Source organism: Aliinostoc maniaoense, assembly GCF_058172895.1.
This window is the reverse complement of sequence record NZ_CP187952.1, coordinates 6,533,683-6,546,225: the sequence shown is the minus strand read 5'-3', so window position 1 is coordinate 6,546,225 and position 12,543 is coordinate 6,533,683. Positions and strand designations below refer to the sequence as shown.

Genomic DNA, 12,543 nt, shown 5'->3' with positions numbered 1-12,543 from the left:
GAATTACGAATTACAATATGCAGTCAGTAATGTTTAGTAATCGATTCATCCTAGGTATAATTGCCTTTAGTGTTAGTTTTGGTCTTAGTTTAGTCCCAAAATGGGATTTTAACCAAGCTTTCTTCACTGGAGTAATTACAGTCATTGCTACATATGCAGCCGCCTTATGTGTAGATAAACGGCGAAGAACCCATGAACTCCTAATTTTAGCTTCTCTCCGCAAACGTATTAAAGAAAGGGAAGCACTAAAATATCGCGTCGTTAGAGAAATTGAGCAAATCGAAGCCCATCGTAATTTACTTTATAACGAAACCAAACAACTGCAAAACCACATCCTTGAATGTCGTAATCAAAGAGATAGTTTACATAGAGAACTAGGAAATTTTGCTGCTCAAAAGAAACAACTAGAATCCGAAGTTAGCAACCTAAAAACAGAAATTTATGATTTAGAACAACATCAAGCCGAATTACATAACTTTTTATCGGCTTTGACATCAGAAAAACGTCGCCTTGAATTGCAATACAATACTTCCCATGCAGAAATTAATCAATTGCAAACTCATATATATGAACTAAAACAAGAACAAAAAGAACTTGAGAGTAATTTAACTCTTTTAGGTCGCATTAAGCCCCAATTAGAAGAAAAGTTATATGAATTACGCTTAGAAATTCAAAACTTAGAATCCGAGAAAAATCAACAAAATCAAATCCTGATAGAAACAACCCATGAAAAAGATGACGTTGCAGCTAAAATCAATTCCTTACAAAACCAAAAATCACAGCAACAAGAACAGCTACAGCAATTAAAAAATGAAATCTCTCTATTGCAACAGGAGCGCGACTTATTACAAAACCAAGTTTGGGAACTACTCCACCAAGTAGAAACATTTAATCAAGAAGCTATATCTGAAGAAGTAGAAAATATCGAAGTATTTCCTTTCGCTGACTTAATAGAAACTGTAGACTCTGATATTCTACCTGAAACATGGGATAGATTTTTTAATCAATTACCAGGACACGAATTTCAAGTATTAAAAGCCATAGCAGAGCAAGATAACCCTCACACAACTATTAAAAAGATTTCCGAAGCTAATATTACCATGCCTAACATCTTAATTGATGCTATCAATGAACGGGCGAGTAATGTTATAGGTGAATTAATCATTGATCCAACTTTGGAGAAACCAGAAATTTATCCAGAGCATATCACTAATGTTAGAAAAATGATTGCCTTGTATGAAAACCTGATGACCAGACACGCCTCATCAAATTAAAATACGATTTCTCGTTGTAAAATAAGTATTAACATAAATATATCCGTTTACCTTGGCATTGACATCAAGTAAAATAAAATACATGGCAAAGCTCAAAATCTCGAAAAAAACTTCAACTGCTTTAATTAACTCACTAGGTGCAGGCGTAGTCCCCAGAATAGGAGTCGAACAAATAGCAGTTGGTCGAGAAAAAGAACTCAAAAGCCTATTACAAAATCTCGATGATATTGCAGAAGGTGTCGCCGCATTTCGGTTTATCATTGGTAACTATGGTTCTGGCAAAAGCTTCATGCTGCAAATGATTCGTAACCGTGCCATTGAGCAAGGTTTTGTTGTAGCTGACGCTGATTTATCTTCAGAACGTCGCCTAGCAGGAAGTAACAATGAAGGGTTGGCTACCTATCGAGAATTAATGAGTCACCTTTCTACTAAAACTCGTCCTGATGGGGGAGCATTAGTTTCAATTTTAGAAGGCTGGATTAATAAAATTCAACAAGAAGTAGTTAAAGAAACTGAATTACGTCCTCATGACGAAGGTTTTGATGACCAAATTGAGGCAAAAATTAGAGAAGTTATTCAATATATAGAAGACCTAGTGCATGGCTTTGACTTCGGTACTGTCATTATTGCTTACTGGCGTGGTTATCGTTTAGATAATGATGACTTAAAAAATTCTGCTTTACGTTGGCTTAGAGGAGAATTTAACACTAAAACTGAAGCAAAAGCAGCCCTAGGAGTGCGTGTAATTATTGATGATGATAGTTGGTATGATTATATTAAACTTTTAGCTAAATTCGTTGCCGAAATTGGCTATAAAGGATTGTTAGTTTTAATTGATGAAGCAGTTAATATCTACCAAATCTCAACTACAGTCACTCGTGAGAAAAATTATAACCGACTGCTAGCAATGTTTAATGATACTATGCAGTGCAAAGCCGAACATTTAGGGATTTTTATGGGTGGGACAACTAAGTTTTTAGAAGACCCCAACCGAGGACTATTTGCAGACCAAGCCTGGCGCAGACGCACCAAAGAAAGCCGTTTTGCTAGCCAAGCGGATGTGCAAGGATTTTTAGGGCCAGTTATCCGACTTAACCCTTTAAGCGAAGTAGAAATTCTCAGCTTATTGCAACGTTTAACAGAGATTCATGCTACTCATTTTAGTTATGAGAAGACTTTAACAAATCGGCAATTACAGGAGTTTGTCCAAGAAATAGTCACCCGTTTAGGAGCAGAAGCATTACTCACCCCAGGGGAAATTATCCGCGATTTTATTAGTGTTTTGAATATCCTACATCATAATCCAGCAATTCAATTTAGTGAGCTAATTCATGGTTCTCAATTTCATCCTACTACTGTAGGTAAGGATTCAGGTTTGAACGAAGATAATGCCGCCGAATTTAGTTTGTAGTAAGGACTTTAGTCCTGAGATTTATTTTATTCTTAAACGCAAAGGTGCGCGGAGGTTCACCCATTCTTTGTTAGGTGTTCCCACAGGGTAGGGGGCGCGGAGTTTTGGAAGTTGAGGGGTGAGAAATAATAAGTATGAGTGATGCTTTTAACAGACTTGCACCTTTTATTCAAGAATATATCTATCATCACAATTGGACGGAATTAAGACCAGTCCAAACGGCTGCTTGTGAAGTGATATTTAATACGGATGCTCATTTACTCATTGCTGCTGCTACTGCTGCGGGGAAAACAGAAGCCGCTTTTCTACCTATATTAACTGTTTTACATAACAACCCTAGTAAAACTATAGGTGCATTGTATATTGGCCCTATTAAAGCTTTAATTAATGACCAGTTTGAACGGCTCAACGATTTACTCAAATTTGCCGATATTCCGGTTTATCATTGGCATGGTGATGTGCCTCAAAGTCGCAAAAATAAGCTACTAAAAAATCCTCAAGGGGTATTACAAATTACGCCAGAATCTTTAGAGAGTTTATTGGTTAATAAACACAAAGATTTAGTGCGCTTATTTGGTGATTTGCGGTTTGTTGTCATTGATGAAATTCATGCTTTTATGGGGACTGAACGCGGTTGTCAAATTATCTGTCAATTACAGCGTTTAACGAATTTAACACAAATACAACATCGTCGGATTGGTTTATCAGCAACTCTCGGTGATTATGCAATGGCTGAAGAGTGGTTACGTTCTGGTACTGATAAGCAAGTAATTACACCCAAAATTACAGCAGCAAAGCGGCAAGTTAAACTAGCCTTAGAGCATTTTTATCTTCATAATAATGAATCAGAAATAACTGACTATGAGCAATATATCTTTAATTTGAGTCAATCACGTAAATGTTTAATTTTCGGAAATAATCGCACTCAAACTGAGTCAATTATTGCATCTTTGCGTCAAATCGCTGCTGATAAATCACTACCAGACATTTATCATGTACATCACGGTAGTATCTCTGCTAGTTTACGCCAGGTGGCAGAAAATGCCATGCGCGAACCTCACCAACCTGCTGTGACGGCGGCGACTCTCACTTTAGAATTAGGGATAGATATTGGTCATTTAGAGAGGGTTATTCAGTTAGAATCACCGCTTTCTGTTGCTAGTTTTTTACAGCGTTTAGGACGTGCAGGCAGAAGAGGCGAAGCGGCTGATATGCGATTTGTTTGTGCTGAAGATGAACTATTACCAGAAACATCTTTACCAGAACAAATTCCTTGGCAACTTTTACAGTGTATTGCCATTATTCAACTTTATTTAGAAGAACGTTGGATTGAACCAATTAAGCCAGTTCAATATCCTTTAAGTTTACTGTATCACCAAACAATGAGTATTTTGGTAGCAGCCGAGGAAATTTCTCCGGCTGCACTAGCTAAACAGGTTTTAAATCTGTCACCATTTGCGGATATTTCTCAGGAAGATTATAAATTATTGCTGCGGTATTTAATTGATCTTGGACATATTCAAAGAACTGAGCAAGGAAAGTTAATTTTGGGTTTAGCTGCTGAGAAAGTAGTTGGTAGATTTCAATTTTATGCTGTGTTTGCTGATAACCAAGAATATACTGTCAAACAAGGTTCTACAGCTATTGGTAGTATTATTATGCCGCCTACTGTTGGTAGTCAGTTTGCTTTGGCTGGTAGAAGTTGGGAAGTATTAGAAGTTGACTTTAAAAAAAGAAATATTGTTGTGCAGCCAGTGGCAGGTAAAGCTAGTAGTTACTGGCGCGGTGGTGGGGGTACGATTCATACTAAAGTTTTGCAAAGAATGCGGCAGGTTTTACTAGAAGATGTAGAATATAGCTATTTGCAAAATAATGCGCGTTATCGGTTAGAGAAAGTCCGGGAGCTAGTACGGCAAGCTGGGTTAGATAAACAGAATATTTTGCTAATAGATAAAGGTAAATGCTGTATTTTTCCTTGGATGGGAACGGTTGCTTATCGGACTTTAGTAAGGTTAATTAATAACTTTTGTCGGGAGTCTTTGGAAATTAGTAGTATTGGTGGGGTTAATCCTTATTATTTAACTTTGAAATTAGGTAAAAATAAATTTAAGGAGGTTCGTCAAGAAATTGTATCTTTGTGTGAGCAACGAATTATTCCTGAAGCTTTAGTGAGTTCGGCAGAAGCCCCGTCAATGCAAAAGTATGATGAGTTTATTCCTCACTTACTTTTAAGAAAGGCTTTTGTTTATGATTATTTAGATTTAGATGAAGTTCGGCAGGGAGTGGGATTTTGGTGAGTAATTTAGGTTGATTTGGAAACGCAGAGGAACGCAAAGGTTAACGCGGAGGAGCGCGGAGGTTTGATTGGGGATAGAGGTATTTTGAAGATTTTACAAAACCGTTATCGTATAGTTAATTTAATTAGTCAAGGAGGTTTTTGTCAAACTTACTTGGCTGTAGATGAGGGTAAATCTCCGGCTGTGGTTTGTGTGGTACAGAAGCTATTTTATGAACATCAAAAATTAGATGGTTTTAAGCAAAAGGTAAATTTAATTAGGGAAGTGGGAGAACATCCTCAAGTTCCAGCTTTATTAGGAGACTTTTTAGAACATAATGAGTTTTATTTAGTACAAGAATTTATATCGGGTGGGAATTTGGCTGAGGTATTGGCACGAGAAGGTGCTTGGGATGAAGCTCAAGTTTGGCAACTTTTACAAGATATCTTACCAGTTCTGAAATTTATTAGCGATCGCCATCTGATTCACTGTGATATTAAGCCCCAAAATATCATCCGCACTAACTCAGGCAAGTTTGTCTTGGTCGATTTTGCCAATGCTCAAATTGCTTCAGAAGCGGAGTACAATTATACCATGACGGCTAGTCCTGAATATGCTGCACCTGAACAAATCGCGGGTAAGCCAGTATTTGCTAGTGATCTTTATAGTTTGGGTGTAACTTGTATTTATCTATTGACTCAAATCCCACCCTTTGATTTATTCGACATTGCCAATGATTGTTGGGTGTGGCAACAATATCTTACCACTAAGATTAGCGATCGCCTCTGCCAAATCCTCAATCAGTTAATCTCAAAAACCATTAGTCAACGTTATCAATCAGCTGATGCTCTGATGTTGGCAATGGGTATTACTAATAAATTTACTTCTAGCAGCAGTTTCAAGCCTCCAAGTCTGTGGCAATGCACCCATACTTTTACAGAAACTCATAGTATTAATGCCCTCGCTATCAGTCCTCACGGCAACATCTTAGCTAGTGGCAACGAAGACAAAACCATTAAATTATGGGATTTAAACACAAAAACATTAATTCAGACTTTAGCAGGACATTCTCAAAGTGTGACATCGGTTGCTTTCAGTCCCAACGGTGAGATTTTAGCTACAGCTAGCGATGATAAAACCGTGAAATTGTGGAATTTAGCCACATCACAAGCAATTAACACCTTAATTGGACACTCACACGCTATCAAATCAGTAGATTTTAGTCCTAATGGGGAAATTATCGCTAGTGGGAGTTGGGACAAACAAATTAAACTTTGGGATGTGGAAACTGGTAGACAAATTTGTCAGTTATCAGGGCATCAACTACAAGTGAGTGCAGTCGCCTTTAGTCCAAACGGAGAACTTTTAGCTAGTGCTAGCTTTGATAGAACAATTCGCCTCTGGCAATTTAAAAACCGCCAATGTTATAACCTGTTAGCAAAAATATCAGGTCATACAAGGGCGGTTTTAGCGATCGCATGGAGTCCAGATGGTAAAATTCTAGCCACAGGCAGCGATGATAACACCATTAAATTGTGGGATGTCAACACTTGTCAGCTAATTAGCACACTCTTAGGCCATTCCTGGACAGTAGTGGCACTAGCTTTCACCGCCGACAACAAAACCCTGATAAGTGCAAGTTGGGACAAAACCATCAAGCTTTGGCAAGTCAACACAACACAACAAATCACAACTCTTTTTGGTCATGTAGACTCAGTATCCACAGTTGCCCTTAGCCAAGTTACACAACTCATAGCTAGTGGCAGCCGGGACAAAACCATCAAATTATGGGAGTTGAGTGTTGATTGTTGAGTTGTAAAAATACTAACACCCAACCACCAATGCCCAATGCCCCATATCTAAATCAAGCACTACCCGTAAAAGCAACTTCAGGGAATTTTAACTGTGCTTCCGCCATTGGACGGTTTCTACCTTCCTCTTGCCAGTAGTTAATTACTTCTGTAGCCTTATTGAGTAACTCAACACGGTCTATATCAGTAATCCAGTGCTTGGATTCGAGTTCTTTTTTTAACTCTTCCCAGGCATCATTTCTCGGCCAGAAAAAATACTTAGTCAAAGGACTTGTACCTTTACCAACAACTTGATCAACTGCCAGGGCAACGTTCTCGTCTAGCCAAAGAATTTTCAAAATGAACTTGGACAATTATACCTCCGGGGAATATCCGGCTATTAATTACTAAGTTTGCGATCGCTTATTTTAACGCAATACCCACCAATTAACCAAGTGGGGCATTGGGAATTGGGAATTGGGAATTGGGAATTGGGAATTGGGAATTGGGCATTGGGCATTGGGCATGGGGAATTGGGCATTTTAAATATTAAAGATAATTTTATACATAGAGATAGTTGTGAATAGACCTGATTTTGAGGACTTGGAGATTTATCAACTTGCGGAAAAATTAGCTAATCTAATTTGGAAGATTGTCAAGACATGGGATAATTTCGCTAAAGATACTGTTGGCAAGCAAATTATTCGTTCTGCTGATAGTATTTGTGCCAACATTGCAGAAGGACGAGGCAGATATAGTGACCAATAAAATCGGCGTTTTATCAAAATTGCCAGAGGTTCTTTGTACGAAACAATTAGCTGGTTAAGATTAGCTTATGCTAGGCAGTTATTGCAAAATGAGGATGTCACAACATTTAAACCCATCCTTGACCAGCTCTTACCCAAACTAAATGCTTATTTAAAATCTATAGGCAATAGAAATTAGAAAATAGAAACTTTCACCAAATACAAGAAGCGACAAATCCAGACAAGGCAGAGGTACACAGTTTAACTCTATCCCATCCCCCATTCCCCATTCCCCATTCCCCATTCCCCATATTATGATGACAAAAAAAGCGATCGCTGTATTTGATATTGACGGAGTTGTGCGTGATGTTGGTAGTTCCTATCGTCGCGCCCTAGCAGATACGGTAGAGTATTTTACTGATAACGCCTATCGTCCTACATCCCTTGAAATTGACCAACTCAAATCAGAAGGTATCTGGAATAATGACTGGGATGCTTCCCAAGAATTGATCTATCGCTACTTTGCTAGTCAAGGAAAGCCTCGTGAACAGTTACCACTAACATACGAAACGATAGTTGCCTTTTTTCAATCTCGTTATCGTGGCACAGATCCCAACAACTGGACGGGATATATTTGTGATGAACCCTTATTATTACAAGCTAGTTACTTAGAGCAACTCACACAAGCTGGTATTCCTTGGGGTTTTTTCAGTGGTGCTACTCGTGCCTCTGCTACCTATGTGTTAGAAAAACGTCTTGGCTTACAGTCTCCTGTGTTAATTGCAATGGAAGATGCACCGGGTAAACCAGATCCTACAGGGTTGTTTGCCACTCTCAGTCAGTTAGAAAACAGTTTAGAATCATCCTCAACTGTAATCTATGTTGGTGATACCGTCGCAGATATGTACACTGTCACTAAAGCCAGAGAACTGCAACCGCACCGCAATTGGGTTGGTGTAGGTATATTACCGCCTCATGTGCAAGAAACAACAAGCCGATGTGAAGCTTATACACAAACATTACTAACAGCAGGTGCAGCAGTGGTTTTCAGTAATGTTGAGCAATTAATTCCAGATAAAATTGCAGAATTATTAGTGAAATAGTCAGTAGAAACCCGATACAGACGCGATTAATCGCGTCTCGACACCAAGATTTTGAGGTGTTCTGAACCTTATCGGATATTTACGAATTATTTTCTGTGTAAAGACATAATCAATTTTAAAGTGATTTAAGTAATTTTACTTAAATAATATCTTTGTAAAAATGCCTAAATTAAATATATTAAGAAGATCTTCAAATGAGAATATTGTGAACTTTTGTTATGAGTAGTATAAGAAAGAACCAAATACAGTTGAGCCGGTGAATCCGATACAAGCTGATTTGTGGCACAGGATCACCAGCTAACTATCAACACCCATAATATAGTCTATGCAGCTGACTCAAAAGCTTTACCTATACTCTTTCTTAGCTCATTGTAAATTGCTCCAGAAAAGTTATACTGCGAAAATCATGTCTGTAGCTTTTCTGGGTACTCACATACCGCTATTGGCATTGCTATTTAGTTTTGTTGTCTCTAATTCCTATTCTTGGGAGATGGCAATTCGAGTTTTAGTCATAGCTTTGATAGCAACTTTGACAGGTACAGCAGTTACACTCTATGCACTACATCACTTGCTAACTCCCGTCAATTTGACATCCAAAGCATTACAAGATTATCTCAATAGCAAAACTTTGCCGCAGTTACCTACCAACTTTGTAGACGAAGCAGGTACACTCATGGCAGATACTTCTCATACGCTACACAAATTAGATGAGTTGATTGACCAGATTAGCCATTATGACAAAGTGACAGGACTGCCTAATCGGGAACTATTCATTAATCGCCTAGAGAAAAGTATCTGCCCCCAAGATGCTGATAAAGTCATAACGGTGATGGTGCTGGCTATTGATGATTTTACAGGTGTAAGTCATGCCCTAGAACCTGAGCAATCTAGTTTGTTGTTAAGGGCAGTAGCGAAGCGGTTACATAGTTGCATAGGTGCGAATGATATCTTGGCTCATTTGAATGGAGATGAATTTGCGATCGCACGCACAGAGATACCATCATTAGAAAGCATTGTCAAACTCTCCCAATTGCTTTTGAGTACCCTAGCCAAACCCTTGACTATTCAAAATACTCAAATTCGCATCACAGCTAGCATCGGTATTACCATGAATAGTTGCCATGATGTTGATCAGCTCTTGCAACAGGCTCACATAGCCTTATATCAATCTAAGCAGCAAGGCCGTAGTCAATCTCAGTTTTATTCCCCTGAAATCAATGCTCAATTACAAGAAAGGTTAGCACTAGAAAATGAATTACACGGGGCATTAGAACGCAACGAAATCATAGTTTATTATCAACCCCTCATAGATTTGCCCAGTGGACAAATAAAAGCCGTGGAAGCATTAGTGCGCTGGCAACATCCCACACGGGGTTTAGTCTCCCCCGCCAAATTTATCCCCATAGCAGAAGCCAATGGCTTAATTATCGACATTGGTGAATGGGTATTACGAAAGGCTTGCGCTCAAAATCGGACTTGGCAACTTGCTGGATATCCCCCTCTGCGAATGTCCGTCAACCTATCAGCAAGACAGTTTGAACAACCCAAATTAGTAGAACGAGTTCAGCAAATTCTCCAAGAAACTCAACTACACCCATCTTTCCTAGAACTAGAAGTGACAGAAAGCTTTTTGATGAGTGACATACAGCGTTCTGTCACCACCTTAAAACAATTACGAGAACTAGGTGTATGGCTAGCCCTAGATGATTTTGGGACTGGTTACTCTTCACTCAACTATCTCAAACGCTTTCCTGTGAATATGCTCAAAATTGACCGCTCCTTCGTACAGGATGTAGACTCTAATACTGATAGTGCCGCCGTTACAGATGCAATTATTGCTTTAGCCAAGAGTCTCCAATTAAAAATCACAGCTGAGGGCGTAGAAAACCAAGCACAGCTTGATTATCTGCAAAAACGTGGCTGTCACGAAGGGCAAGGATTTTACTTTAGTCGTCCCGTTCCCTCCGCACAAATCACACAGATGTTGCAGCAAAGTTATCAACATCGAAAGGGCAAAAGAGCAAGAGATAGTATTAGCAATACAAGATACAACAAACCTGGATGTAACAAGTCATCCAGCAACAGAAGGAATCGGATATCTAGACCATAGAAAAAGTTTAGGATTAAAAGTGCATTCAACATTATTATCAAGCAAAAAAGGAGTGCCACTGGGAGTAATAGACCAACAAGTGTGGTCAAGAAATATTGAAGATTTAGGAATAGCAAAAACCCGGAGAAAAAGACAAACAGAAGAAAAAGAAAGCCAACGATGGTTAGAAGGGGTAGAGAGAACGAATAAATTGTTACCAGCAGGCATAAAAATCATAACAGTAGCAGATTCGGAAGCAGATATATTTGATTTATTTAACAAAGAAAGACCAGAAAATAGTCACTTACTAATTCGAGGAACTCACAATAGAAAAGTCAACCATACAGCGAATTATCTGCATGAAGCGATACGGTCAAGTCCAAAACAGGGAGAAGTAGAAGTCACGGTAAAAAGGAATCCACAAAGACCAGAACGGATAGCAAAATTAACAATTAGATACGAAACTATTGAAATAGAAGTACCAAAAAATAAGCTCGGGCGTTCTCAACTAAAACCAGTAAAACTACAGGTAATCTTAGCAGAAGAAAAGAATCCACCACCGGATGTAAAATCAATAAGTTGGTTATTGTTAACGACATGGGAAATTCATAGCCTTGAAGATGCCGTAAAATGTGTTGAATGGTATACATATCGTTGGTTAATCGAGCGTTATCACTATACGTTGAAAAGCGGTTGTCGCATCGAGGAATTACAACTGGAGACAGGAAAACGGCTATCTATGGCATTAGCTACATATTCGATTGTGGCATGGCGATTATTATGGTTAACTTACCAAGCCAGGCACAATCCAGAACAAAGTTGTCAAACGGTTTTCACTACAGTTGAATGGCAACGCCAGTCGCCTCAAGTCGGGAAACCCGCCCACGGCGCTGGCTCATCTTTATGTGTGAGTGTGAACAAGAACCCAATTCCACCAGCCGAGCCACCAACATTAACACAAGCTGTACGGATGATTGCTCGACTTGGTGGTTTTCTGGGTCGTAAAGGTGATGGGGAACCCGGTGTCAAGACTATTTGGCGAGGGTTACGACGATTGCACGATATTGCTGCCACTTGGAAACTAGCCCATCAAATCTCAACGCATACTTTCTGAATTTTGTCTAATCTTTATGGCAACCCCATCTCCTGTAATTCCCTCTATAACTGCTTTTCAGCCTTTATTAAGAAAGATGTGACTAATGGATAGCCTACTAGGGAAGGGGGTTAGGGGGTTAGGTTTTGCGTTAACTTTTCCACATAACGTGAAAAGTCAGATTGGTTTTTAAGCTGGTAATTGAGGTTCAAAGGCTCATCGTCGAGGTTCAAAGGCTCATCGTTGAGGTTCAAAGGTTCATCGTTGAGGTTCAAAGGCTTTGGCTTTGAGTTCGTCCATTAATTGATTTATGTTTCAGATTGAAACTGATGATTGTGATCAAGACTCCAAGTTTTGATGTCAACAGCTACACCATTTTTCACGGAAACAATTATATATAAATATCCTTGCCAAGCATAGAGGCGATCGCATTCTGAGGGAATAGCGGCACAATCAGGATGAGAATGATAAATACCAATAATATTGAGTGATTTATCCCGTGCTGACTTTTGTACTTGTAACATCACTTCAGGAGCGATCGCATATCTTCGTTCAGTGCTATAGTTGCTTGTCTCAGCTGTAAAGTTATCTGCTTCCCGATTCCAAACATTTGCCGTTGGTATCACCTCAACTATAGTTGTCACCCCATCCGCCACATATCCCACAATTAACCCACAACATTCATCAGGGTAAGTACTTTCAGCATGATTAAAGATAGTTTGCTGATGTTCAGGTAGAAGTTTGATCATAGGGTATGGGGC

The 12,543-nt window shown here is 39.0% G+C and carries 9 protein-coding genes and 2 pseudogenes; 8 read left to right on the top strand and 3 right to left on the bottom strand.

Translation table 11 applies throughout. The annotated features are described in order from the left end of the window. Positions 1-17: 17 nt before the first annotated feature. The 4 genes from ACPZ3T_RS28725 (at position 18) to ACPZ3T_RS28710 (ending at position 6,773) form a co-directional block, all read left to right on the top strand. The gene (locus ACPZ3T_RS28725) at positions 18-1,274 is read left to right on the top strand and encodes a tellurite resistance TerB C-terminal domain-containing protein (RefSeq protein ID WP_490272820.1); all 1,257 of its coding nucleotides are present in this window, start codon (positions 18-20) and stop codon (positions 1,272-1,274) included. Between the two features lie 82 nt (positions 1,275-1,356). Beyond that, on the top strand, positions 1,357-2,685 hold the full coding sequence (locus tag ACPZ3T_RS28720; protein WP_490272819.1) for an ATP-binding protein: 1,329 nt from the start codon (positions 1,357-1,359) through the stop codon (positions 2,683-2,685). A gap of 134 nt (positions 2,686-2,819) precedes the next feature. Beyond that, on the top strand, positions 2,820-4,982 hold the full coding sequence (locus tag ACPZ3T_RS28715; protein ID WP_490272818.1) for a DEAD/DEAH box helicase: 2,163 nt from the start codon (positions 2,820-2,822) through the stop codon (positions 4,980-4,982). An 84-nt stretch (positions 4,983-5,066) separates the two neighbouring features. After that, on the top strand, positions 5,067-6,773 hold the full coding sequence (locus tag ACPZ3T_RS28710) for a protein kinase domain-containing protein (protein ID WP_490272817.1): 1,707 nt from the start codon (positions 5,067-5,069) through the stop codon (positions 6,771-6,773). A 52-nt stretch (positions 6,774-6,825) separates the two neighbouring features. Here ACPZ3T_RS28710 and ACPZ3T_RS28705 read toward each other — a convergent pair whose 3' ends face one another. Continuing rightward, positions 6,826-7,125 carry a 30S ribosomal protein PSRP-3 gene (locus tag ACPZ3T_RS28705; RefSeq protein WP_190699551.1) on the bottom strand — a complete coding sequence of 100 codons (300 nt, stop codon included), beginning with the start codon at positions 7,123-7,125 and terminating at the stop codon, positions 6,826-6,828. 26 nt (positions 7,126-7,151) lie between these two features. Beyond that, a complete protein-coding gene (locus ACPZ3T_RS28700; RefSeq protein ID WP_490272816.1) occupies positions 7,152-7,292 on the bottom strand; it encodes a hypothetical protein in 141 nt (46 codons plus the stop codon). Positions 7,293-7,330: 38 nt separating this feature from the next. On the opposite strand from ACPZ3T_RS28700, the pseudogene ACPZ3T_RS28695 reads away from it, so the two are divergent. The 4 genes and pseudogenes from ACPZ3T_RS28695 to ACPZ3T_RS28680 form a co-directional block, all read left to right on the top strand. Continuing rightward, a pseudogene (locus tag ACPZ3T_RS28695) lies at positions 7,331-7,696 on the top strand (four helix bundle protein). A 118-nt stretch (positions 7,697-7,814) separates the two neighbouring features. Further along, on the top strand, positions 7,815-8,600 hold the full coding sequence (locus ACPZ3T_RS28690; protein ID WP_490277404.1) for a TIGR01548 family HAD-type hydrolase: 786 nt from the start codon (positions 7,815-7,817) through the stop codon (positions 8,598-8,600). 325 nt (positions 8,601-8,925) lie between these two features. Then, complete coding sequence (locus tag ACPZ3T_RS28685; RefSeq protein WP_490272815.1) at positions 8,926-10,710, top strand: putative bifunctional diguanylate cyclase/phosphodiesterase; 1,785 nt, start codon at positions 8,926-8,928, stop codon at positions 10,708-10,710. After that, positions 10,604-11,803 (top strand): annotated as a pseudogene (locus ACPZ3T_RS28680) (IS4 family transposase); the annotation flags it as partial. The gene ACPZ3T_RS28685 and the pseudogene ACPZ3T_RS28680, both read left to right, overlap by 107 nt. 287 nt (positions 11,804-12,090) lie before the next feature. Here ACPZ3T_RS28680 and ACPZ3T_RS28675 read toward each other — a convergent pair. Next, positions 12,091-12,531, bottom strand: coding sequence for a M67 family metallopeptidase (locus ACPZ3T_RS28675; RefSeq protein WP_490277403.1), 441 nt, complete (start codon positions 12,529-12,531; stop codon positions 12,091-12,093). Between the last annotated feature and the right edge of the window lie 12 nt (positions 12,532-12,543).